The sequence below is a fragment of the Candidatus Thiothrix sulfatifontis genome (assembly GCA_022828425.1).
Classification (GTDB): Bacteria; Pseudomonadota; Gammaproteobacteria; order Thiotrichales; family Thiotrichaceae; genus Thiothrix; species Thiothrix sulfatifontis.
Window position 1 is genome coordinate 1,288,648 of the sequence record CP094685.1, and the last position, 24,864, is coordinate 1,313,511.

The window sequence follows — 24,864 nt, forward strand, 5'->3', positions numbered from 1 at the left end:
TTCTCCAGTTAGTTAAAGGCTATGAATCTCCTTCGTTTTTTAGACTTAATATATTAATCATAAATATTCTCTTTGATTTTTGTCTTGAACTGGGATTTTTAGGATTAAAGGATTAGTGGGATGTAAGTGGGCATCTTGGAAATCTTTTAATCCTGAAAATCTTAGTTCGGACTAAAAGATTTTGTAATGAAAGAGGCTTAATCCCTTTTAAATCAGGGCGGTCTTCAGAATCATCCGAAAGCGATAAAGGCGAAAGGTTCAAGTCTTAATCCCTTTTAAATCAGGGCGGTCTTCAGAAGCGATAGATCGGGAATTGAATACCACATTTAGGGTCTTAATCCCTTTTAAATCAGGGCGGTCTTCAGAAGAAATTTGTTTACGAAAAAGGATTAAATGGGAGTCTTAATCCCTTTTAAATCAGGGCGGTCTTCAGAAAGATTTTGGTTATGTTACCAAAGTAAACCGCAAAACGTCTTAATCCCTTTTAAATCAGGGCGGTCTTCAGAATGATGTTGAAGATAACTATGCAGGATGGGTAAAGTCTTAATCCCTTTTAAATCAGGGCGGTCTTCAGAAGTAACTCCTCCTCTCCTAGCGGGTTGGCAGGGCGTCTTAATCCCTTTTAAATCAGGGCGGTCTTCAGAACGATTAAATAAGAGGTATCAACCATGTTCACAAGTCTTAATCCCTTTTAAATCAGGGCGGTCTTCAGAATACAACGTCACGTCGGGTAAGAAATACAAAATCCGTCTTAATCCCTTTTAAATCAGGGCGGTCTTCAGAAAGAAGAGTACACTAAGGTCATGTCATGCTCTCAGTCTTAATCCCTTTTAAATCAGGGCGGTCTTCAGAAGCCTAAGATGTACCGTAAGATGAAGGAGCAGGCAGTCTTAATCCCTTTTAAATCAGGGCGGTCTTCAGAATTATTGCTGTAAAGCGTGTCGTAAAAAAGCAGAAAAGTCTTAATCCCTTTTAAATCAGGGCGGTCTTCAGAAGCTGCTGTGTTGACGTTTGGTGCTAAGAAATAGTCTTAATCCCTTTTAAATCAGGGCGGTCTTCAGAAGGCTCGTGTCTAATCGGCCTTTTGAATCAATGGGTTACAGAGACCCTTAGCAGGAAATTCACTGTATAAAAAGTTGCCTTGGGCGAAAATGTATCACTGGCAGATTGTTAAAGAAGCGACACGCTCAGGTTTTTCGTGTTAGTGTGCTGATTTTACAATGATTTTTTGAAAAATGGAAGGATTATTCGGCAGTTCCGTTGATACTGTCAAACAACAAAGGTCTGCGGGAGCTGTGCCGGAAGTTCGCGCATCCCCAGACCGTTTACTTGCGATAAAATCAATGGAATAAGGGCATCTTCCATGAATCTTTCGATTTCTTGCCACTTTTCCAGTGAAATGGCTTCAAAACCGTGTGCGAGAATGGAGTAATTCCTGATTTGCAGCCAATTTTTCAAACGCCCTTCATGATTTTTCCAGAATTCTGCCACTTCCGGCCTACCATGCAATGCTGCCAATTGCCAAGCTTGCATTAATGACGCCAAATATTTACCTTTTTGTTCATGCAACTCCATGCCTTCAGGGATTTTATCCGCTGGAACCTCACTGGTTTTGATATTGGCTTGCGCCTCCAATAACCACTGAGCAGTCCACTCAGTCAAGCGGTAAGCACGGGCAGTCGCATCATCATAGCGTTGTTGGGTCGCCCGCCTTTGGGTATTGCGCCACAAATCCAACAGACGACTCGGCATTTGACGCTTACCTTCACGACACAAATCCCGCAGATTAGCCAAGTAAGGTTTTAACTCATGCTCATAGCGCGGCAGGTTTTGCAGAATTATTTGTGCTGCCACATGATCAAAACGATCCCAATGACTAAACGCACGGCTGAGTTCTCGGATAGCGGTCAGTCTGGCTTTGTCTTCGCGATGCGCTGGTTTTTGCTTGCGTAATTGTTGCAAAGTATCGTCGTAGGCGTATTGCTGCCAAGCTTCCAAGGCTTGGGTGGCTTTGAGTTTAAAACGGGTACGCCCAATTTCCGCTGTTTGGGATTCTTCCGTACCGTCTTTCACCTTATGCAAATCTGCCCGGACTCCTGTGACCAATTGCAGGCTAATGTCATCATGATCCAACGCGGGTAAACACAGCGCTGCTGACATGGTTTTAGTGCCGCCTGTGTAATCAACAACGATGTTGTCGCCACGTTGCACGTAAACATTAATACACTCGGCAATCTGGCGGTAAGCGTGATCAAGATCATCGGCGTAAACGCACAAGACCTGATAACGCGCTACTGGCAAATCAAGTTGGGTGGGAATATTGGGCAAGGTTGGCTTCGGGTCATCGCGCCCTTGTTTGAGGAAGATACCCGCTTTGAGTATTTGCTCGTAAGAACCCCGATTGCCGCCTGCATCGTCTTCCGAACACACAAACAGCACAAAGTCCGGCTCATTGTCTTGGATGGCTTTGATAATCGGTTGGTGTGAACCACCGACAGTGCAAATTAGTGTTTTCATGCGGTGTTTTTATCCCAAGTTAAGCGGCAGCTTGCAACGGCAAGCGCACATCAATTTCATCCCAAGGCACGAAGACCTTACCGTGTTTGTCTTTCTCGATCACCAGCCATTCGCTGAGCAAGGCGACATCCTGATGTACATTGCGGTAGTGGCGATCCAGCCGTTTTGCCAGTTCGTAGATGGAAACCGCGCCGAGTTTCTTGAGTTCGCTGATCAACTCCCAGCGTTTGGGGGTGAAGACCTTGGCGAACTGCGGCACGGTTTCAAAGCCGATGCTGAAATGGGGCGCGATGGCTTGGCCTGCTTCGAGCTGTTGCAGGGTTGCGCTAAAGGTGGCTAGGGCAGCAGTGGCGGGTTGAATTTCGACGTGTAGTACATGGCTCATGATATTGCACCCTCTAGGTCACGTTTGAAGTCTGCCAATAGCGTTGGTACATTGTTGAAAACATAAGCGACTTCCAGCACCCCCATATGTTTATGGTCGCCTTTGCCGCGTTCGTTGTCATAACCGATCACACGTTTACCCTCAACGATGTAAACCAGACGGTATTTGTACGGATGTTCGGAGGGCGGTACAGGTGTTGGAACTTCCCATACCACGCCTTCAATAATTCCGTCACCGTAGGCTTGGCGGAACTTGTGGAGCAGCTTTGCTTTCGATTCTGGCATGATGCGTCATTCTTGTGGGGTTTGTAAAGCCATATAGGGTATACTAAGCATGATGTTATATCCAAACCCTGACTAAATCTTTACCATTAACTTCGGCGTTGACTTTGATGCGTGAGTTGGGCTTTTGCACCTCTTTTCTGATGTTTTCTGCTAACGTTTCCAGTAGTTCACGTCCTTTAGGCTGGTAAGCGTAAGCAATTGGCTTGCCCTTTTGCTCAAGGTGCAATGTGCCATTTTTAAGATTAAATTTCAGGTATCCTTCAATGGCTTGCGGTTGAGATTCGGCAATAATCGCGGCTTGTTGTGTCTGCAATACTGCACTGTGTTTGCCGCTGGCTTGCTGCAATTTTTCCTGCCGTTGCTGGTCTTTGTCCTGCCAAGGTTTCATCAATGTTTGCAGTTCGGCATCGGAGGCATCATCCAGTTCCACCAATACCCAACCGAAAGGCAACATCCCGCTACGGTCTTTTTCAGTGTTGGCTGCCAACCATACGGTTTTAGCTTCTGCTTGGTAAGAAGATTTTTGTTTGCCGTCTGCACCTTTACCTTCCAGTATTTTGATACTGCGGACACCTTCGATGGTGACAGATTCAGCCCCGCTATGCCGCCCGACGCGTAGCAAAAAGGCTTTGCCTGCTTTCATTTTCTGGTAAATCACGCCACTGGTAATGGCTTCGGCGAGTTTTTCCCAGTCCGGGTGCAGATAGCGACGTTCCCGTAAAACTTTCATTTCGGCGACGAAACGCTTGTGATAGAAATAATTGCAAGTAGAGGCAATATCTTGCACCGTCCAGCGTAATTCTTTGGTTGGTGTGCCTTTGCCTGTCATGCCTTGCAAGTCTTGCACGCTCAATGTGCCACCAAAACTGCGGTAGCGTAGTGCTGGCAAACATTCCAGAAGCTGGTAAAGGTTTTGGGCTTCAGCTTGTGATTGCACAATTTGCCCGTCTTTGACGACTTCTTTTTTCTTACGGTCAACGGCGAAGCGGATTTCACTACCAAAGAGTGTTGGGGTCTGGTAATTCGCATCGCCCAAGCTGATTAGCCGCATTGGGTCAGTGGCAAATTTACCCTGCATCAAACGTTCTTGTAGTTCTCTATTTTTTTCATTCCGGTGCTGCAATGGTTTCCCATCATTCACATCATCCAGCAAAGCAGTGCGGATTGCGCCTTTGATACTGCTACCGGGAATAATGGATGCCGGCTATACGGGTTGAAAAAGGTGCGCTGGATTTCCAACTTGTTGACCACGCTTTTGCCACCGCTTTCACGGTTGGCACTTTGCCCAACACGCTTCTGGTACAAATCAAACACCCCAGCACTGACAGGCAGGAAATGGCTGGATGCAGCCGCCAATGGCTTGCGGTTGTTGTAGAAGAAATCCTGTACCTGTTTGATCATGTCTTCGGCGCGGCGAGTCGGTTTACTCACCATCTCCAACAGGTCTTTACGTTGCCGTTCGGTCAAAACACGGTTGGCGACATCGCTGTCAAACGCAAACAGGGCTTCCTCTTCCATCACGTAATTGGTGGGTTCGTAGTCTTCGCCGATCCCCACATGCACAGGTGATAACGGCGTGATGTGCAGGGTGACGCTTTCCATTGTGTTGGTTTTCATGCTTGCTCCACCGGCTTAAAGTGAATCGGAATCACGGGCGCGTAGCCTTGTTGCACCGTTTCAGGAATCTGTTTGGATAATTGCCCGTTTCCACCCAGCCCTTGCCCGATAAACGTGGTCGTTGCACTGAGTTGTGCTGAACTGAAGACTGCGCCTGTTTTTGCCATTAACACAGGTGTTTTGAACGGTTTACCCGCTTGTACAGCCTGCCCACCGTGCCGCCCGAAACGGGTAAAAAGCTGGTAATAGCTGTTGGCTGCATCAAAGTTCAAACCTTGAGGCGCACTGGGGGCAAGCGTCAGCACGGCATTGGCGTTTGGATTGGCTGGCAAGGCTTGAGTGGTCGTTGCCTGCACTTCAAATTTGCCTAAACCAACACTGGCATCACGCCCGAAACCCACATTCCCCATTTGCTCGAAAAGCTGTGTTAGTGTTTCCGCCGTTAATTTGCTCTCATCAAAAACCACGTGCACATCCAGCAAGGTATCTGCTTTGTACCAGTGTTGATCCAGCGCATAGGGGCAAAACCATCCCCGGTTGTACCTGTTAAACGGCTGATGCTGTTGTGTTGCTGAAGGTGTTCTTCAATGAAATCCTTCGCTTCACACACTGACAACCAGTCCGCAAACGGTTTGTCGAGTGCGCTCAAGGTTAGCCAAGCCTGCTTTTTTACGGCTTTACGGTCGGCATTTTCGATTGGCTGGAAGAAATACAGCGGTACATTCGGGCGTGGCACATAACCGTGTGGCAAGGCATCGGATACCACTGCAAACGGCTTGCCAGTCGTATAATCGTCGAGCAATTCCTTCAACTTGCTTTCGCCCATGCCATCCCGCAATAACCAGCACAACTGTCCAAACAGCGTGTCACCCATCGGCAATGTGCCGAAGGCAGACAGCGGGCGTAATGTCAGGGTCAGGGTTTGCATATCAGGCTGCCTCACCGAAAGTCACGGCATCCAGTTTGGCTTGTATGTCGGTATTGCCCAGTTTGAGGTCAACGAATTCAATCTTCCCGTAACCGCGTGACAATGAACCCCCCAAGCCCGTCAATTCGATCAGCTTCAAACCTTGGAACAGCATATCGCTCAGGTCTTCGCCGTCATGTACTTTCAGTGTCAGTCTGAAATCGAACTCTGCACCTGCTGGAACACGCTCGGTATTACGCGGGTGTTGCGCGACACCTTGAATACGGTCAATGGTGTTTTCCATTTTGGTTTCAGTGAACAGACGGTTTTTGTCGGATACTTCACGTTTTGCCCAGTTCTGATTCAGTGAGCAATCCCAGAATGCCAGACGGGTGGGGCCGATTTCTGCAATCAGTTTTTCGTCATTTTTTGGATCAGGCGAACCACCAAAAAGCTTCAGCAATTGCTTGGCTGCTGCCTGATTCGGGGTTTTGGTGATGTCTTTGAAGCTCAACGGTTTGCCTTCGGTCAAGCCAACAACACCCAGTTGCCATTCGAGCAGGCTACGCATTTTGCCTTTCAAACTGGAGCCGGGAATATACGGTTGTCCGGTCAGCGGGTTTTTGATGACGGGATTATCCGTGCCACCGATGTGCATTTCTTCGCTACCTGCACCGATGTGCAAGCCAGTCAACAGGCGGATTTTGCCTTGCAGAAGTTGGATATTGGTCAATTGCATGTCGGTTCTCCGTCAGTCTTTCTTTTCCAGTTTGTAAAAGCCCAGCATCGCCTCAAAAAACAGCTTGAAGGTGCGTAGTGTTTTGTCATCTGTCACTTGTTGCAGGCAGTGCTGCATGAGCATCGTGAAGTTATTATCCACATGCCCGCGCCCTTCGGCATACGCTGCTTTAGCGTTTAACATGCGGATGAAAGGTAGATACTCCGCAAATTTCGCCGGATTTTGAGTGGCTTTGGTTTCCCACATCAGCAATTCATCGTAGAAACGCCGGATTTGGGTGGACTTGTTTTGTTCCCTTCTTTGCGTGTCCGCTAAGGTTTGTGCGGTTTGTTGTGCAACGCTATTGAACAACTCCGCATCAATCGGGTTGAACTTGATCAGTTTTATATCCATGCACTTATCTCCGGTGTTGATAGATGTGGGTAAACAAGGCGATGCGGTAGTTACCCTTGTGTTTTTCGATGCCTTGGCTGGCGATTGCCAGACTCAATTCAGCTTGCAAACGTCTGCGCTCGGTTTCATCCAGCTTGCGTCCATCCCGACGACGGGTTTCCAGCATCCGGTAAGTGCGGTAGACAAAGCGTGAATGCCAAACGGCGTTTTCTGGTTTGCTGCGGTCTTCGGCAAGACTGGTGAGGTTTAGCAGCCCGTATAGGTAGCCGGTACTCAAATCAAAATCTTTGCGCATGATATTCAGTTGCTGGGCACATTCCAGCAGATCATTGAAATGTTCCCAGCTTGCGCGGATGAGCAAAACATGTAACCGCATTTTTGGGTGAAACATTTCCCTTTTTGTTGTAAGACTTGGCTTGATCAAGTGCCGCTTCTGCCATATCCGCCAAATAGTTGATCGGCAAGCCCGGTTTGGTGATGGAAAGCCCCGCCGAGAAATGCACATCGGGGTTTTCACCGACGTAGCGTTTGAATTCCACCTGCATCCGCTGCGCCAGTTTCATGGTAGAACGCCACTGCCCAATCGAGGAAAAAGTCATCCCCACCCGCAAACACGGTGTAAGTGTTCGGGAATTCCTTCTGGCACAGATACGGCAACCAGATAGAGAAAAAGGCATTCATCTGACGCGATAATGCCGCCATTTTTGCAAAGCTGGGCGCACCGATGCCGCGTTGAAAAATGATGCCAAGGTTGTCTACGTCACCTTTCAAGGTCATCAAGGCACTGATGCCAATCCAATTGCCTTTTTCATCCATCCATTGATCTTCATCGGCAAGATGGTTGAGTGTTTTGGTTTCGCCCTCAGCCTTCTCATAGATTTCGTCGGTATCGGTATATTTGTCGAAGGTGTCGAAATCAGCTTTGGTGAAGCGCGGAATCCAAGCATTGATGGCGCGGCGGGCATAGCCTTTCCATAATGGTTTGTCGGCGGTATCCGGTAAGGAAAAGTCGAAGGCTCGCAACAGGTTTGCTTCTCGTGCCAACTGTCCGAATTTGCCGGTAATATCTTCGCTTTTGGTGAAACTAACATGGAAACCAAAAATCGGCAGTTTCAGGGTGTTATGGTTCAAGTCATCACGGGTTATTAGCAAGCGTTTGAAGCTGGTCAGGTATTGCCCCACCTTGATTTGATCGGCGGCAAGACGGCTAATCCATTTATCTTCCAATGCCACAACACCGGGTGAACGCCCATCAATGGCGCACACGGTTTTATTGTTATCGAACGCATCCAAGAACCCGTCAAATACCATCGGTGCTTCAGCCGTACACAAATCAAAACGGCACAGTTTGACCTTTTCCAATTGCTCAAACAGCCGTTTCATCAAGTCGCTGAACTTGCCTTGCGTGAAGTCATTGCACGCAGCAGGCAACCACGCCAACCCTACGCCCGATTGCCCGAAGGTATGGTCAATGAACCATTGATTCAGTTCGTGCTGCACCTTTTCGAGTTTTTGGATGGTTTCTGGCGTATTCGGCGCAACGATCAGGAATTTACCAGCCGCATTGGTCACTTGGCTAGTGGAGGGTAAACCCAGCACATCCATAATCTTGAGCGCGGCACATTCCATCAGCAGGGAAACGTAGAACGAACGCCCACGCAACAGCTTTGCGGCACGTTTACGGGTTTCGCCACCGCTGGCAAAGATGAAATCTTGAATACCGAAAAAGTCACCTTGCACCAACAAGAATTTAGGTGTTTCCCAACCTTGTTTTAAGGATTCGCCGGTTTCCAGATTGTTTTGATGATGGTACTGCCACAATGCTACTGCCAACGCTGCGGTGGTTTTGGAATGGTCATACAGCGACACATCCGCTTTGATGTTCTGATTCATCGGTGACACGGTAGCCGCTGGGATGGCATGGGCGTACACCTGCCAAAGCGTATCGAAATGGTCTAACCATAACGGTAGATTTTTGCGGTGTGCATCGGGAATCTTGGTCAATGCTTCACGGAAACCCTGCCATAATGCTTTGTATTCTGCCTGTGCCTTGGCGTTGTTGCCTTCAGGCTCGCACTGTTCTTTTTTCTGCGGGAACAGGCTATCAACCGTCAACGCTTGCAACGCATAGCGGTAATTCAGTTTTTCTGCTGCTTTGCCATCCAGCCGGATTTGTTCCAACAGGGTGAGCTGGCGGGTGGTGTAGTGATTGAGTTTGGCTTTTTCATCATCGGCAAGTTTGTTGTAGTCCTCAAACTTCTCGCGCTCAAAACCAGAAGCTACGCGGTCGGCAGTGGCAATCACCCATTGCAAAAACGTACCCGGTTTGTGGTGCATTGCCGCTGCATTGATCAATGAATCATCGGCATTGCGATCTTTCCACGATTTGAACGGGGTCATGTCATCCCCGACCAGATCAGGCATGTGCTGTTCCAGCAAATCAAAACCCATCGCGGTGTAAGCTGCATGGATGTGGGTATGCCGTTCGTTATACTTCGGGCAATAAAGCTGCACGTTCAGGTCGCGGCGTTGGTTGCCGTCTGCGTCTTTTTGATGGGCTTCGTCGATACGCGCCCGTTCTGCAAACTTCCCCAAGTCGTGCAAAAATGCCGCTAATGCAACCCGCCCGGATGATGTGTGGTTCTTTGAAGGTTAGTGCCATGATAAGCCCTTTGCCGTTGATGCAATAAATTTATGCTTTGAGTATTAACTAAACACCCCCACTTGTCACCCATGACAAGCTTGTCAAACCCGATACCTAGCCTTGACTCTCTAGTGTTAATACCCTGAAATATGTCTAGCGAAAGCCCAGTCGAAATTATGGCTGAATAATGTGTTAAGTACGGTGACAACGCTCACATTTCATCAAACCAACATCAACACACCCACCGCCAACGTCAACCCAAAACAAGTACGAGGTTTTTTCCCATGCGGGTGCAGCAAATACGCCTCTGCCGCCGCCTGACCGAGCGCGGCGCGTAACGCTTTGTGGGTATTCGATTTACGTTCCTCAAACCACGCCTTAGTGATGCCATCGCGCAGGGCCAGCGCTACCTGTGCGTAGCTGCCGGTTTGCCCGTGAAGGCGGGCGTAAACGGTGAGGAATTGGCTGGCAAGATCAGGGGTTTCGGCGCTAGTCCAGTGGATGGGGGGTAAATCGTTGGCGCGGCGTTGTAACATCCACGCATAAAACGCGAGTTGCACGGGGGACATGGTGACGGGAATTCCGCCACAAGTGAGGCTGGCGCGTTGCCAATCGAGGCGTACCTGCGCGGGGTCAAAACGGCGTTGCGCCGCTGCAATCGTAGCGCTGAAACTGCTGCTGCCTTGCAACAGCTCTTGCGGCAAACCTTCCCGCAGGCGCACAAACGGGATGTCGGCGAGCGTCACTTCCACCTTGCTGGCATCAAAACCGGAGCCGTCTTCGCGCACCACCCAAACACTGCGCGACGGTGGGTAGAAGAATTCTTGGTGAAAAAAATACTCCTGATCGACCAGCACATGGGTGAGGCGGTCTTGCGCCCTGCCCAACAGCGAAAGCGCGTAGCCAGCGTAAAACGTCATGGTGCGTCGCCCGCCGGAAAGCGAAACGGTGAGTTGGCTGTGCGGGTCGGCGGTCAGTTGTTGCACAATGCGGGTGATGCAATCGGCGGCGTGGGTATTGTCGCGGTGGGTGCGAATGTCGTCGAGCGCTTGCCCCGCCGCATCCGTGATCAGGTGGATGTGCGAGGGGGCGCAAGTGGGGGCGGGCAGGGCGTAATCCGCACACAGTTTCGCCAGCCAGCCGGGTTGCGTGCCGCACAATAATTGACGCACAAACGGCTCACCTTGGCAGGTGGTGATAATGTGTACTTCGGTGGGCATACACGCGGGCGTGGTGTGTTGGGTGAGGGCGTAAACGGTTTCGGTGACAATTTGCGGGGAATTCGCCGCCACCGCCAGCAAAATACGGCGCGGGTAGGTGTGCGGTTGGGTGGGATCGGGGTGTGTCATGCGGCAATTATAGGCGGAATCGGCAGCAGAACACGACTTTGTTTCTTGCTGAATCTTGGTTGAAACCCTACTATGTGTATAGCCATACACAACAGGAGTTCGCTATGCGTACCAATATCGTGTTAGATGAAACACTCATAAAAGAAGCGATTCGCCTTACCAAAACGCGCAGCAAGCGCGAAGTCATCCATCTTGCCTTGCAAGAACTGGTGCGTTTACGCCGCGAACAGCAAATGCCTCGGCGGGCATTCGTTAATACTTACCTGCAACACCCTATTCAGCTACCCGACTTCACGCCGATGACGCGGGACGACATCTATGTCCGGTAAAATCTTCTGTGATACCAATATTTGGCTCTATTCACTGATTAAATCGGATGAAGCTAAGTACCAAATCGCCACCGATTTGATTACTCAGGAAGAGGGTATTGTCAGTAGCGTTCAAGTGGCTAACGAGATCAGCGTCAATCTGATGCGTAAAGCAGGGAAAGATCACGCTTATATTCAAATCTTCCTCACGGATTTCATGGCAAGCTATCCGGTGCTGTCGCAAGAAAAAGAAGACATACTGACAGCCGCAGGTTTGCGGCTGGACTACCGCTTATCCTATTGGGATAGCCTGATTGTTGCCGCCGCATTACGTGGGGACTGCGACACGTTGTATTCAGAAGATATGCAACACAATCTGCAAATTCGGGGATGCTTACGCATCATTAATCCATTCAAGTCTTAATCAGTTCGTTGCCTGAGCGTAGTCGAAGGCAATAAATCTGTTCAGAAACAGTAGTCAGTAAGTCTATATTTGCCCTCAGTCTTAATCCCTTTTAAATCAGGGCGGTCTTCAGAACAAGCAATCGGAATCTTCCTGTTAATAGGATTTGTGTCTTAATCCCTTTTAAATCAGGGCGGTATTCAGAAAGTTACCGAAACACAACTAAGGCACTTCTCAGGGGGTCTTAATCCCTTTTAAATCAGGGCGGTCTTCAGAACAGGGAATGGCAAGGTGTGACGGTATTGTTAGGTCTTAATCCCTTTTAAATCAGGGCGGTCTTCAGAACGCCACATTTACCAGCGTTAGACCTGCGCTTTTCGTCTTAATCCCTTTTAAATCAGGGCGGTCTTCAGAAGCTTTTTTCGTCCAGAATTGTATAGTATCTGGACAAGTCTTAATCCCTTTTAAATCAGGGCGGTCTTCAGAAATGCAGACCATTATGGGTGCATTCACCGCAGCGTCTTAATCCCTTTTAAATCAGGGCGGTCTTCAGAAATTCCATTTACCGCCCCATGTAGCCTTTCCCGGATGTCTTAATCCCTTTTAAATCAGGGCGGTCTTCAGAAGGCTCGTGTCTAATCAGCGTTTTGAATCAATGAGTTACAGAGACCCTTAGCAGGAAATGCACTGTATAAAAAGTTGTCTTGAAAGAAAACTGATCAAGTTAGGTTTTTAAGCAAGCAACGCAGCCCTGTGTCCGTGTGAATAGATTAATCTTACACCACCTCAGCAGCGTTTGAATAGGGATTTTCATCCACCCAAGCGCGAAACGCCTTCATCGCCACCATGCGCCCCTCACGTTCCGCCAAGTTCAGCAACGCCGGGATTTTTTCCCGCACCGCCAACCCCGGAAAATGCGGGCTAAATTCAGCAGCCTGATATTCACCCGCCCGCAACACCCAAATCACCAACTGTTTGCCATCGTATAGCCACAACTCCGGCACACCCAGCGCCGCGTACAACGCCCGATCTGTCGGCGAATAAATGTCAATTTCCACTGCCAAATCCGGTGGCGGGTCACTATCCAGACTAATCTGGCGCTTGCCACGCACCGCCGCTGCATGTTCAATATAAAAGCACTCATCCGGCTCAGCCGCTTTTTGCACACTCTGCTTACGCATCGTAAACGAACCCAGTGGGCTAAAGTCCACCTCGGCGTGTTCCAACAAATATTTTATAAAATCGCCGATATACGTTTTTGGCATTTCATGCCCAACCGATGGTGCCATCAAATGAATACTCCGTTGATTGTAAGAAATGCGCAGGCTGCTCCTGTCACCCAATTCATCCATGAAGCGCTCGAAATCTGCCCAAGACACATCATTAATCACCACTTCCGCATTTTCCGGGAAGCGAAGCTGACTAAACTGAAACTGCATAATGCTTGCCTCTCAAATCGCCTTTTCCCCAGTATAGCAGTCGAGCGCATACCCGCCCATGCCCATCACCGCGCCTTTCCCCGCGTGTACCCATTGCCCCAACCACAGCCAAGGCCAGAAATCTTCCAACCCGCTCAATTCCAGCGAAAAGCTACCCACCAGCCCGCCCATCTGCACATGATTTTGCTGGCGATTGGAATAACGCGCCCACTCATGCCAGTGCAAATCCGCCTCTTCCAATGTCACCGCCGCCGCTTGCTGGCTCAACGCCTTAAAATCACCCGGCAATTCCACTCCCGCATGATAAGCGTGCAATAAGGTAATCCGCCGCATCAACGCATTGATAAACAACTGAAACATAAACCGGCTGCTGCGTATCGGCGTCCCCTCCTGCAACAAGCGCAACGGCGTCAACAAACGTACTCGCACCCCTTGTGGCATCGGCGGAATCAGCGGCACAACCCCCGCTAACGCTTGCAAACTTCCCCCCTCCGCCTGAATTTGCGCCCATTCCCCCGCCCCCGGCGCAAGCTCCTGTGCCACCGCCATCAACGCATAACGCCCATCGCCCTTACCGATTCCGCGTTCCCCCACCTGCTGCATTGCGTGGATCAAATACGGCAAATGCCCGATCGCCGCCCCCAGCAAACTCAACTCCAGCGCAAACACTTCCCCCGGCGCATACTGCCGCCCGGATGTTGCCAAGGGCTGCATAATGTAAGGGTGGGGGGCGGCATTAATCTTTTCCAGCAATGGCCCCTGACCCGCAGGCGTTTCAAACACCTGACTGTAAACACAGGAACGCCACAACAAACACTGGCGACAATCCGGCTCACGGGTAATGCACACCGTGCGCCGCAAGGCATGACCAAACGCGCCGCGCCAAGTCGAGCCAGCATAAGCGGGGAATTGAATCGGGGTCAGCGCCCGCAGCGTCAAACGGTAACGGGCAATCGGCAGGTTAAACGGGTGCATTATTTCTTCGGCTGCACATTGCCCAAGATGCTTTCCTGCATTTTTTTCCAAGTCTCGATGTTTTGCTCGCCGACTTTCATCCACATCTCCAGCGGTGTGCCAGCCAGCACTTTGTGCATCTGTTCCTGCATTGCGGTTTGCTGGCTGGTAAACAGCCCGACGCTTTGCTCCATGTATTCCATAAAGCCCTTGCGGGTCGCGTCACTGTAGTTGCGGATAAATTGCGCCAGAATATCGGTGCTGAACAAGGGCTGTCCGCCCGATTCCTGTTCCATAATGATTTGCAGCAAGATACTGCGGGTAATGTCATCGCCAGACTGACGGTCGATGACTTTGAAAGGCGTTTCCGCCAAGACTAAATCGCGGACATCACTCAGGGTGATATAACAACTCTGGTTGGTGTCGTACAAGCGGCGATTGGGGTATTTCTTAATAATGCGTTCTTCGGCCATAGGATCTTCGTCGGTGCTACTGTGATGAAACAAATAAAATCAAGCCTGATTTTATAGGTTAATGTTTTGTTATGCACACAAAAACAGTACGGCGATGCACAAAAGCAGGGAATAGCGGGGGTAGGGGCGTATTGAATACGCCCCTGTTTAACTTAGTGAATGAACTGACCGCCGTTAGCGGAAATGTTCGCACCCGTGATGAAGCCTGCTTTGTCGGATGCCAAGAAAGACACGATGGCTGCCATTTCTTCTGGCGTACCCAAACGGCCTACCGGAATTTGCGCAATGATTTTGTTACGCACGTCTTCCGCGATAGCCATGACCATTTCAGTCGCGATGTAGCCCGGTGACAAAGTGTTGATAGTGACACCTTTGCGCGCCACTTCTTGCGCCAACGCCATGCTGAAACCGTGTACGCCCGCTTTGGCCGCGCTGTAGTTGGTTTGCCCAAACTGGCCTTTCTGACCGTTGATGGAAGAAATGTTGATCACGCGACCAAAGCCACGCTCAGCCATTTCGTTCACGAACTGGTGCGTCACGTTGAAAACGCTGTCCAGGTTGGTTTTCATGACCGCAGCCCAATGCGCCGGGGTGATTTTCTTGAAGGTGGCGTCACGGGTAATGCCCGCGCAGTTGACGATAATGTCCACCTGACCGAAATCCGCGATCACCGCTTCTTTCAGTTTGGCGCAATCGTCATAGCTGCTGACATCGCAAGGGTAAATCGCTGCTTCGTAATCTTGTTTGGCTTGCCATGCTTTGGCTTGCTCTTCCGGCTCGAAATAGGTAGTGATAACTTTGTAGCCATCTGCTGCAAATTGCTTGCAAATCGCATTACCAATGCCGCCCGTACCGCCTGTTACCAGTGCAACTTTATTCATCATCTATACTCCTCAAATGTTGTCATTAAACCGCTTCAACCGCCATCGCGACACCCTGACCACCACCGATACACAGTGTCGCCAGACCTTTTTTCGCGCCGGTACGCTTCATGCCGTGCAGCAGCGTGACCAGCACCCGTGCGCCGGAAGCACCAATCGGATGACCCAACGCAATCGCGCCGCCGCTGATATTGACCTTGCTTAGGTCAAAGCCCAGACTCTCATTAACCGACATCGCTTGGGCGGCAAACGCTTCGTTGGCTTCGATCAAGTCGAGGTCAGCCACGCGCCAGCCTGCTTTTTCCAAGCATTTGGTGGTGGCAGGGATGGGGCCTGTGCCCATGATAGCCGGGTCAACGCCCGCGCTAGAGAACGCGACGATGCGAGCCATTGGGGTCAAGCCCAATTCAGCCGCTTTGGATGCGGTCATCACGATCACCGCCGCCGCACCGTCGTTAATGCCGGAAGCGTTACCCGCCGTGACTGAGCCGTCTTTTTTGAATGCAGGGCGCAGTTTGCTCAACGAAGCGGCGGTGGTGCCAGCGCGTGGGAATTCGTCAGTGTTGAAAACCAGCGGCTCACCTTTACGCTGCGGGATCACGACCGGAATGATTTCGTCGTTGAACACGCCTGCCTTTTGCGCGGCTTCCGTCTTTTGCTGGGAGCCGGCAGCGAATTCGTCTTGTGCTTCACGGGTAAAACCGTATTGCGCGGCGATGTTTTCCGCCGTCATGCCCATGTGGTAGTCGTTAGTCGCGCACCACAGGCCGTCTTTGATCATGGTGTCGACCATTTTCCAGTCGCCCATTTTCTGACCGTTGCGTGAATTAGGCACGACATGGGCAGAAGCACTCATGGTTTCCTGCCCGCCTGCAATCACGATGTCAGCATCGCCACACGCCACCGCTTGATACGCCAGATGCACTGCTTTCAAACCGCTGCCGCAAACCTTGTTAATGGTCATCGCTGGAACTTCAACCGGCAAACCAGCAGACAACACCGCTTGACGTGCAGGGTTTTGACCGACACCCGCAGTCAGAACTTGACCTAAGATAACTTCATTGATTTGTTCAGGTTTCAAGCCAGAACGTTCCAGTAAGCCTTTAATGACGGTTGCGCCGAGTTCAGAAGCAGGGATGGCGGCGAGTGAACCACCAAAAGTACCAAGTGCAGTTCTGCCAGCGGCTACGATCACAATATCTTCGCGCATGAAACGTTCTCCTAGGGTATAAAATGTCACAAAATCTGTGGTATATCTTTAGCGTGTCAACAATAAGCTGGCAGAGGTGGCTTTGGCAAGTCGTAAAAGTACCACACTGTCAACATTGTTGCGATGCACAAAATAGCATGGTAAGCTGGCAAAAGGCAATATTTTTATACGTGGAGGATAGGTACTGTCATGGTAGATTGGTCGGACGATATGATGAAAAACTGGTCTGATGCGCAACAGCGTTATTGGAATGCGTGGTCAGATCTCTCCAAAATGGGGCAGCCACAAGCGGTACCGGGTTTTGGAGCCGCGCCCGCCTGGACGCAAGGGCTGGAGCAATGGTGGAAAGCGGTTAGCCCGCACACTGTTCCCGGCGCGTCTACCGATGCCTTCCAGCGTATGGTCGAAATGGGCAAGGTGTACATGAACCTTGCGGAAAATGCCTACAATGTACAACACGCTGACGGCAACGGATCCGACGCAATGGATGCGTGGATGAACGCGATGGAAGCCGGTTTCCGTCAGTGTTGCGGTCAACTCGAAATGGGTAAATTCACCGCCCACGGTTTCGGCGTCGGTCAAGCAGCGCTGGATAGCTGGCAGCGCGTGATGAATAGCATGGGAATGCAAGCATTCCAGCAAGTCGGCGCGGGCGGTTTCCACCTGCCAACCTCGGAAAACTGGATGGAGCAATTCCGTAAAGTCTTGGCGACACCCGCTGTGGGGTACAACCGTGAATCGCAAGAACGCCAGCAAGCACTGGTGCAACTGGGGGCGAATTATCAGGCAGCGATGGATGATTACCTGAAAGCTTTTGCGAAACAGGGCATTGAGTCGGTGCAAGTGTTGCGTGAGCGTGTCGCCACCCTGCGGGCGGAAGACAAGAAAATCCATTCTTTGCGCGAACTCTACGATCTGTGGGTCGATGTTAACGAACAGGTCTACGCCAAGTTTGCCATGACTGACGAATATCAGGTGGTGTATGGCGATTTGGTGAATTCGCTGATGGCGCTCAAACAAGGCATCAATGCGGAATTGGACAGCACCTATGAAGCCGCGAATTTGCCAACCCGTAAAGAGTTGAACGCCGCATTTGCCAAGCAGCAAGAAATGCGCCGCGAAAACCGCACCTTGCGTAAACAATTACAAGAATTATCCCGCAAAGTGGATGCTTTAGCCGCCTCACCTGCCGCACCGAAACCTAAAGCAGCCGCGAAACCGAAAACCCCTAGCGCCAGCACCAAGAACGCCTAACCTGCACTGGATATTCAAGGAGAACGAACATGCCGTTTCAAATGCGTCCAGACCAGATTCTGAACGAAGTTAAAACCTTCAATGAAAAACTCGCGCAGGGTATGACCAATCTGATGGAAGTCGGTGAGATTTCTTCAGGCGTAACCCCGTTTGAAGTCGTTTACACCGAAGACAAGCTCAAGTTGTTGCATTACACCGGTACTGCCGAGCCGACGAATAAAGTGCCACTGCTGATTGTGTACGCGCTGGTAAACCGCCCTTATATGACCGACATTCAGGAAAACCGTTCCACTATCAAAGGTTTACTGGATGCGGGTCAAGATGTGTATTTGATCGACTGGGGCTACCCGGATGCGTCCGACCGTTACCTGACGCTGGATGATTACCTCAACGGTTATTTGGATAACTGCGTGGATGAAGTGCGTGCGCGGCATGAGGTTGATGCCGTTAATTTGTTAGGGATTTGCCAAGGCGGTGCATTTAGCCTGTGTTACAGCGCCATGCACCCTGAAAAGGTGAAAAATTTGGTGACGATGGTGACGCCAGTCGATTACCAAACGCCGGATAATATGCTGAGCCACTGGGTGCAAAACATCGACATTGACCAACTGGTCGATACCATCGGTAATATTCCCGGCGAAATGCTCAACTGGACATTCCTCAACCTCAAGCCTTACCAGCTAATGGGGCAGAAATACCTCGGCATGGTGGATGTGATGGGTGATAGCCAGACCCTGAAAAACTTCATGCGCATGGAAAAGTGGATTTTCGATAGCCCGGATCAGGCGGGTGAAACTTTCCGCCAGTTCATCAAGGATTTCTTCCAGCAAAACAAATTGCTGAAAGGTGAAGTGCAGGTTGGTGAGTACACCATCGACTTGAAAAATGTGACTGCGCCGATCCTGAATATTTTTGCGGAGCAAGATCATCTCGTGCCACCGGATGCATCACGTGCTTTGAAGGGGGCGACGGGTAGCAGCGATTATACCGAGCTGTCTTTCAAAGGCGGTCACATCGGTATTTACGTGAGCGGCAAAGCGCAGAAAACGATTCCACCTGCGATTGGCGAGTGGTTGACGGCGCGTAGTTAAACGCAAGTTGTAGCGGCAGCGGGTAGGCTTAGGCTTGCCCCGCTGCCAATTCCTGCACGATCAGGTCGATAATGTGCCGCACCGGAATGATGTTTTCGGGGTTGTGCAACAATAAATCACGATTAATTTCCAGCGTGAACGGGTGTTTGCCCTTGAATTGCTCACAGGTAAAACGCCCCAACGAGTTAATCCCTGAATACGGGTTGTTGCAGCGGATCACATCGCAAAAGTTGAAACCGACATCCAGCTCGTGGAAATGGTCTTCAATAATGCTCGACATCAGCTCTAACGTCTTTTTATGCGCATAGCAATTGTGGTGCGGCTTGCCGTGCAGGTCGCCGCCGTTGCCAAACATGAACAGCGGGCGCAAATTGCCCCGATCTTTGGAAACACTCGTGCCAATCCCCGGCATGGTGTGGCAAAACAGCACTTGTTTAATCGCCGGATTCGCCAGCAATGCCAGCATTTGCTGCTGGTGCGGCATCACGTAACGTTCAATGACCGCTTGCCGCACGGTTTCCGGCATTCCGCGTTCGGATTGATAGATTTTGACGCCTTGGCTGGTATGCGTTTTGACCACGCCATCCGCGCTGAAATCGTCGTAACGGCGGTTGGGGTCGGCGTGCGCACGCCAAAACCGGAAACGCAATACGTGCGGCTTGCTGGGCAAATCGAGGTAGAGCGCGTCAGAAAATTCATCGGCATCTTCGCGGCGGTCGCCGGGCGTGAACTTGGGGTGCAAGTAAGGTCTGACCTCATCCGGGGTCAAGTGACCGCCATGCGGTAATTCCAATAAAACAGGACTTTCCCCTTCAATGTATTGGAAGGGGCTTTGGTCAATTTCCATGTGTGCTGCGTCAATTATAAATGAATCCCCGGCAGCAGCCCGCGCTGCGCCAACGTGTCACGCAGGCTGACATGGGCATCCACGTCATTTTCGGTCACTTGTGCCAAATAAACCCGCGTCTTCTGATCATAACTAGGGTCGTAGTACAAACCAACTGGCATCAGGATTTTTTTCTCGATTTCAGGGCGGAATGTTTCCAAAAACGCCAGCGGATTGCCTTGGTAGCAAAAATAGCCGGTTTCCAGATTGGGGCGTTGGAAATGCGTCAGGAAATGTTCACGGATGAAATGGAACGGGGTCGAACCGTTGAGGCGGAAATTGGGGTCGATGAAATACAGCTTGCCGTCGGCGGCTTTGATCACATCCAGCCCGCACACCCCAAACCAGCCCAAGTTTGCGGCATTGCGGGCAATCTCCACCGCGATGGCTTCGAGTTCGGGGGAAGGGTGCCAGCAGAGGTCAATGAAATTGCCTTCGTAGCGGGCGCTGGCGGAAATGCGCTGTTCCGAGCCGCCAATGAAACGGATCGTACCGGCACGCTCAACGTGCAGGTTGAGGTTGTAATTGGCTAAGTAACCGCCGATGAAATGTTCAACCTTGACCCGATGCCCGCCAAAACGTTCTTGCGCGGCTTGCACATCCGCTTCGGTCTGGCAAATCGCGACGCCATCGCCACCGCCGGAGGGGGCTGCCAGCTTGATGACGAAGGGCAATTCCCAATGTTCCCGCCAAGTTTTGCCTGCAAAGGTGGCGGCGTCGTAGACTTCATAGGGGATGCAATGCGAGGAAATGTCTGCCATGCGCCCCTTGTCGTTGAGTTGCACGATCAGTTCCGGGTTTTCCAGATAGTAATGGTCGTTGGCAATTTGATCGGCGGGGTAGGGGTGTGGGACGACCAGTTTCGCTTGCGGGTGGTTGCCGAGGTATTCCAGATAGCTGTGTCCGCCTGCGTAACGCACCACCTCACCCATTTGCTTGCCGAAGTGTTCTTGGAAAAAGCCGTGCCACCAGGGGTTTAAATCGCGGCTGAAATCCACCACGCCTTCTTTCACCAAGGTGGTGGCTTCGCCGCCGATGAGCAGGAAACGCGCTGTCTGGCAGGTCAGGTATTGCACCGAACGGCGGTAGTAGTAATGGCATTCGCCCGGCAAATCATACGCGGCGTAGTAGGGGTAGCGCGGCATGTGGATGCCGTTACTGCCGGTGGCGTAAGCCTCACTGACGGTGCAGCCTGTATAGCGTTCGAGCATGGTGGTTTACTCCGAGGGCAGTGGTAAACCTATTAATCTAGCAGGTGATTGTTGCTGGCGTATGACAATGTTTCGTGGTTTGATGGGAAAATGATGTCATACCTTCTGCTTTTTTTATCGGCACTGTTGGCTGCCACGCTGATTCCCGCGCAATCGGAAGCCTTGCTGGTGAGCTTGATGCTTCAGGGGGAGGCAGTGCTGTGGCTGTTACTGGTGGTGGCGACCTTGGGCAATACGCTGGGGTCGGTGATTAATTGGTGGTTGGGGCGTTATCTGGAACACTTTCAGGGTAAACGCTGGTTTCCGGTGAAGGCGGCAAGTTTGGCACGGGCGCAACGGTGGTTTCAGCGTTATGGGTGGGGGGTGTTGTTGTTGAGTTGGTTGCCGGTTATCGGTGATCCGCTGACGGTGGTGGCGGGGGTGATGCGGATGCCGTTGTTGCCGTTTGTGCTGGTGGTGGCAGTGGCGAAAGGGGGGCGGTATGGGGTGTTGGCGTGGGTGGTGATGGGGTAGTTCATCTTGTGGAGGTGCTATCTGGCAGGCGGCAGTTTTGCCACAAAATCCAGAATGATGTTGGTGATGTTTTGGGTGTTATTAGGGGCAAGCGTGTTTCCTGCCAACAGGTGGTTGTCGGGGTCGCCACTGTTGCGAATGGCATGGATGGTTTTGGCTTGCGAACCAATCCGTGCATAGTGGTGTTCAATTTCAGCCGGGGCAACGATGGTATCTTGTGGGGAGTACAGCACTAACACCGGTTTGGTAATGCTTTCCAAGGCTGAATCGCGCACCAGATCAACCAGACCCATCATGTTGACTAGGGCAGTGGTTGGGTAACGGTGTGTCCAGTAATGGGCATGTTGCGGGTTATGCGGTGTCCAAGCGTATTCTTTGCCGACCACTAATTGCGCAATGTATTTCCCCCACGGCCAGAGGAGCATTTCCGATGTGGCATCGTAGGGCCTGAAATTGGGTGAAATCAGCACATAAGCCAGCACGGCTTCGCTATCGTCCTGCACTGCCAACCAAGTGGCGAGGGTTCCGCCAGTGGATGTGCCAATAACAATGACCCGTTCGCCCAGCCGTTTACCAATGGCAAGGGCTTCATGGGCATCATTCAGCCAGTCGTTGATGCTGGCTTGCGCCAATGCCTCACCGTCACGTCCGTGTCCGCTTAAACGGGTGTAAAACAGGTTTGCCCCCAAGCGTTTGGCAAGCATGTCGCTCAGCGGGGCAGTTTCTTGGCGGGTGGCGCTATAACCATGCAGGTAAACGATGGACAGCGGGGTGCGGGTTTGGGTCGGATTTGCCCACACCACGGTTTTTTCCGCACCGGGGATGATGTCGGGCAAGCTGGCTTCAGACACCGCCAGATATTGATCAATGTCATCCGGCAACTGTACGGGCTTGATACGCAGGTCGCGTTCAGCCGTCGGACCAGCCAGAAATACCACCATCAGGCTGAGTGCCACGATCAGGAAACGGAAACGTTTAATCATACGGTATAATATCCCCAATTGACTGCGCCCATTTCCCGCATTAACCACCAAAACGTAAGCCCAGCAAGCATTCCCGATTCCCCTCATCCCGCTGGCGTTGCGCCACTTTGCGTTCATAACTGGCCTGTGTTTTAACAAAATGAAGGGTGTAAGGTCGCCCCGACTTGAGTGTCATCATATTAACATCCAGCCGCTTATAATCTGCAATACGCGCCAAGGTATCACGGCGGCTTTCGGCGGCAACAAAAGCCCAACTGGATTGATTCGGGTCGAGCATAAAACGTTTGAGGGCTTCACAATCCGCATTATCCCTGCCCGGACACTCAAAATCGGCTGCGCGTGTCCAGTCAGCGGGTGCTGCCAGCGGTTCGCTAATGCAAGATTCCAGATACGCCAGACATTGCTGTTGCAGCAACCCCACTACCAAGGGCGGGCAATCGTCCGCAATGGCTGCCATGATCGCCGCCGGAATCAGGCTGTCATCCATCGGGAAGCGTTGCCGCTGTGCCAACAAATGTACCACCGCCTGTTTGCCCAAACCGGCATCGACATTGCCGATAGCGATCAACACATCCACCACGTGTTCGACCGTCAGCCGCTCAACCACCCGATAGGGGCTGGTGCTAGGTTCAGTATTCGCCAGACTGTCCAGCAAAGCTTGCGCGGCGGGCAGAAACGCAGCGCTTTCCGCCTGCGCATAACGCGGCAATGCCAGCCGCAACAATTGCCCACACGCTGCCAGACGGTCAGCCGCCCGTTTCTCAAGCAGAGCCGCCAGCAAGTGTTGCGCCTGCGCATCGGGTAATAACGCCAAGGCTGCCAGCAGCACGGGGTTGTCTTCCCGCTGGTAGGATTTCCCTGCAATCGGAATGCGGGTAAGCGCGGCTTCGATTAAGTGGGTGTCCGCCAGCACCAGCAGGTACTGGAGAAAGCGGCTCAGGTATGGCGCATCGGCACGGCTGGGATGCCAACTGCTATCCGTGCTTTCCCAGTTGCTGATGACCCCTTGCATAAAATGCACGGCTTCCTGCCGTTGCGATAACGTCATCAAGTAGTCAAGGTAGTTGAGCATCGCCTCCACCCCGCCCACGCTCAACGCATCGACACGGTAAGCGCGAGGCCACATGACCAGCGCGGCACGGCGGTAGGTGCGTTCAAACGATGCGCCTTCATTGCCGGTGGCTTCGTGGAAGTGCAGGGCATCGGCAGCGAGGCTTTGCAAACGGTGGGGCAAGCACAACTCTTCATCGTCAAACGGCAATCTGTCCAGCGCATTCAGCGCCCCTTGCGGCGTATGCCAATCAGCAATGTACTGATCCTGTTCGGTCACTTCGCCGATTTCAAAGTCATCGTCATCCTCGTCATCTTCTTCCCAGTAGCGTTTTTTGCGCCCATACGAACCGCCGTATTCTGCCCAGCCGGACTCTTCCACCGACACCAGTGCCAGATACAAATCGCAATCGGCTTGTTCAGCCGCCGGAATCATCACGCTGGCAATCGCCGCATCGCCGTTTTTGAGTGCCGCAAAACTCAAGCCTTCCGGCGTGTAAGCGTGTTCCAGCAAGTACACCAACTTGAGCGGAATGTCTTCGCCGGTATGTTCCATCGTCGTCCATTGGCGCAAACAGGCGGCGGCTTTGGCTTGTTCCTGTTGGTAATCCGGCGGGCGCGGCAATTCCCCTGCTCCATTGCGGCACAGGTTATACACCAGCACCATGCGGCAACCGCTGGTAACGGGCAGGACTTCATGCACGCAATCGGCATAAAAAGCGGCAAACGCAATTTCTGCCGGATCATCCGCCTGCACATTGAGGGTGACGCTTTGCCCCGCGTGTTCAATGCGCAATTCGCCGCCCGTATAGCTGGCAGGCAGGGCAAGAATCAGCGTGGCGAACATGCCCGCCGCCTTTTCCGTATCGCGGTGATTGACGAAAAAGCTGCCTTCGTCATACACCAGCATTTTGTACAACTCGGCATGAACCTCACCTGTCACCCCCAAGCCATCGACGGCTTGCGCGACAATGCCATCCAGCATGGGTTGCCACTGTTTACCACTGATGCGGATTTTTTCAGGGGCAATCTGCCAAGTTTTACGCACACTGGTATCGACCAAGGTTTCCTCACCCTTGCCGTAAGGGGCTTGCTCGGCAGCTTGCACCAACGCGCTGATTTGCTGGGGTAACAGCGGCAAAGCAATATTGCCAACGCCCTCAACTTCAAGGCGTGGCAAGGCAAAATCAACGTTGCCGCTGGCGTAAAAATTACCGGGGCGGCGCACGCGACTGAGGATGGAAACCAGTTGGGTGTTGAGGTCGGTCATGGTCTAGGCTCGTGTCTGCTGAAACGTGTTAAACTTAGCACACTCCAATGATTTCCGTGGCAGCCATGATCTAAAAGCATGAAGGGCTTGATGCAAATATAGC

The 24,864-nt window shown here is 51.6% G+C and carries 27 protein-coding genes and 2 CRISPR repeat arrays; of the genes, 5 read left to right on the plus strand and 22 right to left on the minus strand.

What is annotated here, in order from left to right; all coding sequences use genetic code 11:
- Nucleotides 1–194: 194 nt before the first annotated feature.
- A CRISPR array of direct repeats spans nt 195–1,063; the repeat unit is 36 nt; unit sequence GTCTTAATCCCTTTTAAATCAGGGCGGTCTTCAGAA.
- 206 nt (nt 1,064–1,269) lie between these two features.
- The 13 genes from L3K52_06575 to csm6 all read right to left on the minus strand — a co-directional run bounded on the left by L3K52_06575 (nt 1,270) and on the right by csm6 (nt 10,835).
- Nucleotides 1,270–2,517, minus strand: a complete 1,248-nt coding sequence (locus tag L3K52_06575; protein ID UOG93394.1) for a TIGR02710 family CRISPR-associated CARF protein — start codon at nt 2,515–2,517, stop codon at nt 1,270–1,272.
- A gap of 19 nt (nt 2,518–2,536) precedes the next feature.
- A complete protein-coding gene (locus L3K52_06580) occupies nt 2,537–2,902 on the minus strand; it encodes an HTH domain-containing protein (protein UOG93395.1) in 366 nt (121 codons plus the stop codon).
- Nucleotides 2,899–3,186, minus strand: coding sequence for a DUF6516 family protein (locus L3K52_06585; protein UOG93396.1), 288 nt, complete (start codon nt 3,184–3,186; stop codon nt 2,899–2,901). The genes L3K52_06580 and L3K52_06585 overlap by 4 nt, the downstream gene beginning before the upstream one ends.
- Before the next feature lie 55 nt (nt 3,187–3,241).
- Complete coding sequence (locus tag L3K52_06590; protein ID UOG93397.1) at nt 3,242–4,327, minus strand: hypothetical protein; 1,086 nt, start codon at nt 4,325–4,327, stop codon at nt 3,242–3,244.
- Nucleotides 4,324–4,803 (minus strand): hypothetical protein, encoded by a 480-nt coding sequence (locus tag L3K52_06595; protein ID UOG93398.1) that lies wholly within the window; start codon nt 4,801–4,803, stop codon nt 4,324–4,326. Before L3K52_06595 ends, L3K52_06590 begins: the two co-directional genes overlap by 4 nt.
- The gene (locus tag L3K52_06600; GenBank protein UOG93399.1) at nt 4,800–5,270 is read right to left on the minus strand and encodes a hypothetical protein; all 471 of its coding nucleotides are present in this window, start codon (nt 5,268–5,270) and stop codon (nt 4,800–4,802) included. Before L3K52_06600 ends, L3K52_06595 begins: the two co-directional genes overlap by 4 nt.
- On the minus strand, nt 5,246–5,731 hold the full coding sequence (locus L3K52_06605; protein UOG93400.1) for a hypothetical protein: 486 nt from the start codon (nt 5,729–5,731) through the stop codon (nt 5,246–5,248). Before L3K52_06605 ends, L3K52_06600 begins: the two co-directional genes overlap by 25 nt.
- A 1-nt stretch (nt 5,732) precedes the next feature.
- The gene (gene csm3, locus L3K52_06610) at nt 5,733–6,449 is read right to left on the minus strand and encodes a type III-A CRISPR-associated RAMP protein Csm3 (GenBank protein UOG93401.1); all 717 of its coding nucleotides are present in this window, start codon (nt 6,447–6,449) and stop codon (nt 5,733–5,735) included.
- Between the two features lie 12 nt (nt 6,450–6,461).
- Entirely contained in the window at nt 6,462–6,842 is a 381-nt protein-coding gene (csm2, locus tag L3K52_06615) for a type III-A CRISPR-associated protein Csm2 (GenBank protein UOG93402.1), read from the minus strand.
- A gap of 4 nt (nt 6,843–6,846) precedes the next feature.
- Entirely contained in the window at nt 6,847–7,218 is a 372-nt protein-coding gene (locus L3K52_06620) for a hypothetical protein (protein UOG93403.1), read from the minus strand.
- Nucleotides 7,169–7,405, minus strand: coding sequence for a hypothetical protein (locus L3K52_06625; GenBank protein UOG93404.1), 237 nt, complete (start codon nt 7,403–7,405; stop codon nt 7,169–7,171). The genes L3K52_06620 and L3K52_06625 overlap by 50 nt, the downstream gene beginning before the upstream one ends.
- Nucleotides 7,356–9,446 (minus strand): type III-A CRISPR-associated protein Cas10/Csm1, encoded by a 2,091-nt coding sequence (gene cas10 / locus L3K52_06630; GenBank protein ID UOG93405.1) that lies wholly within the window; start codon nt 9,444–9,446, stop codon nt 7,356–7,358. Before cas10 ends, L3K52_06625 begins: the two co-directional genes overlap by 50 nt.
- Before the next feature lie 261 nt (nt 9,447–9,707).
- A complete protein-coding gene (gene csm6 / locus L3K52_06635) occupies nt 9,708–10,835 on the minus strand; it encodes a CRISPR-associated ring nuclease Csm6 (protein ID UOG93406.1) in 1,128 nt (375 codons plus the stop codon).
- A gap of 104 nt (nt 10,836–10,939) precedes the next feature.
- Between csm6 and L3K52_06640 the strand changes: the two genes are divergently transcribed.
- Both L3K52_06640 and L3K52_06645 read left to right on the plus strand, forming a co-directional pair.
- Nucleotides 10,940–11,164 carry a type II toxin-antitoxin system VapB family antitoxin gene (locus tag L3K52_06640; GenBank protein ID UOG93407.1) on the plus strand — a complete coding sequence of 75 codons (225 nt, stop codon included), beginning with the start codon at nt 10,940–10,942 and terminating at the stop codon, nt 11,162–11,164.
- A complete protein-coding gene (locus L3K52_06645; protein UOG93408.1) occupies nt 11,154–11,567 on the plus strand; it encodes a PIN domain-containing protein in 414 nt (137 codons plus the stop codon). Before L3K52_06640 ends, L3K52_06645 begins: the two co-directional genes overlap by 11 nt.
- A 78-nt stretch (nt 11,568–11,645) precedes the next feature.
- A CRISPR array of direct repeats spans nt 11,646–12,172; the repeat unit is 36 nt; unit sequence GTCTTAATCCCTTTTAAATCAGGGCGGTCTTCAGAA.
- A 150-nt stretch (nt 12,173–12,322) separates the two neighbouring features.
- On the opposite strand, the gene L3K52_06650 is transcribed toward L3K52_06645, so the two are convergent.
- The 5 genes from L3K52_06650 to L3K52_06670 all read right to left on the minus strand — a co-directional run bounded on the left by L3K52_06650 (nt 12,323) and on the right by L3K52_06670 (nt 16,503).
- The gene (locus L3K52_06650) at nt 12,323–12,985 is read right to left on the minus strand and encodes a Uma2 family endonuclease (protein ID UOG93409.1); all 663 of its coding nucleotides are present in this window, start codon (nt 12,983–12,985) and stop codon (nt 12,323–12,325) included.
- Nucleotides 12,986–12,997: 12 nt separating this feature from the next.
- The gene (gene cas6 / locus L3K52_06655; GenBank protein ID UOG93410.1) at nt 12,998–13,960 is read right to left on the minus strand and encodes a CRISPR system precrRNA processing endoribonuclease RAMP protein Cas6; all 963 of its coding nucleotides are present in this window, start codon (nt 13,958–13,960) and stop codon (nt 12,998–13,000) included.
- Nucleotides 13,960–14,412: a polyhydroxyalkanoate synthesis repressor PhaR gene (phaR, locus tag L3K52_06660; GenBank protein UOG93411.1), complete on the minus strand. Its 453-nt coding sequence runs from the start codon at nt 14,410–14,412 to the stop codon at nt 13,960–13,962. The genes cas6 and phaR overlap by 1 nt, the downstream gene beginning before the upstream one ends.
- Nucleotides 14,413–14,564: 152 nt before the next feature.
- Nucleotides 14,565–15,293, minus strand: a complete 729-nt coding sequence (gene phbB, locus L3K52_06665; protein UOG93973.1) for an acetoacetyl-CoA reductase — start codon at nt 15,291–15,293, stop codon at nt 14,565–14,567.
- Between the two features lie 25 nt (nt 15,294–15,318).
- Nucleotides 15,319–16,503: an acetyl-CoA C-acetyltransferase gene (locus L3K52_06670; GenBank protein ID UOG93412.1), complete on the minus strand. Its 1,185-nt coding sequence runs from the start codon at nt 16,501–16,503 to the stop codon at nt 15,319–15,321.
- Nucleotides 16,504–16,692: 189 nt separating this feature from the next.
- Here L3K52_06670 and phaE point away from each other — a divergent pair, with 189 nt between their 5' ends.
- The gene (phaE, locus tag L3K52_06675) at nt 16,693–17,757 is read left to right on the plus strand and encodes a class III poly(R)-hydroxyalkanoic acid synthase subunit PhaE (protein ID UOG93413.1); all 1,065 of its coding nucleotides are present in this window, start codon (nt 16,693–16,695) and stop codon (nt 17,755–17,757) included.
- A gap of 29 nt (nt 17,758–17,786) precedes the next feature.
- Nucleotides 17,787–18,848, plus strand: a complete 1,062-nt coding sequence (locus tag L3K52_06680) for a class III poly(R)-hydroxyalkanoic acid synthase subunit PhaC (protein UOG93414.1) — start codon at nt 17,787–17,789, stop codon at nt 18,846–18,848.
- Nucleotides 18,849–18,876: 28 nt separating this feature from the next.
- On the opposite strand, the gene L3K52_06685 is transcribed toward L3K52_06680, so the two are convergent.
- Both L3K52_06685 and L3K52_06690 read right to left on the minus strand, forming a co-directional pair.
- A complete protein-coding gene (locus tag L3K52_06685) occupies nt 18,877–19,695 on the minus strand; it encodes an N-formylglutamate amidohydrolase (protein ID UOG93415.1) in 819 nt (272 codons plus the stop codon).
- 14 nt (nt 19,696–19,709) lie between these two features.
- Nucleotides 19,710–20,945 (minus strand): hypothetical protein, encoded by a 1,236-nt coding sequence (locus tag L3K52_06690; GenBank protein ID UOG93416.1) that lies wholly within the window; start codon nt 20,943–20,945, stop codon nt 19,710–19,712.
- Between the two features lie 93 nt (nt 20,946–21,038).
- On the opposite strand from L3K52_06690, the gene L3K52_06695 reads away from it, so the two are divergent.
- Nucleotides 21,039–21,458, plus strand: coding sequence for a DedA family protein (locus tag L3K52_06695; GenBank protein UOG93974.1), 420 nt, complete (start codon nt 21,039–21,041; stop codon nt 21,456–21,458).
- A gap of 17 nt (nt 21,459–21,475) precedes the next feature.
- Here L3K52_06695 and L3K52_06700 read toward each other — a convergent pair whose 3' ends face one another.
- Both L3K52_06700 and L3K52_06705 read right to left on the minus strand, forming a co-directional pair.
- A complete protein-coding gene (locus tag L3K52_06700; GenBank protein UOG93417.1) occupies nt 21,476–22,441 on the minus strand; it encodes a lysophospholipase in 966 nt (321 codons plus the stop codon).
- Between the two features lie 40 nt (nt 22,442–22,481).
- Nucleotides 22,482–24,761, minus strand: a complete 2,280-nt coding sequence (locus L3K52_06705) for a 2OG-Fe(II) oxygenase (protein ID UOG93418.1) — start codon at nt 24,759–24,761, stop codon at nt 22,482–22,484.
- Between the last annotated feature and the right edge of the window lie 103 nt (nt 24,762–24,864).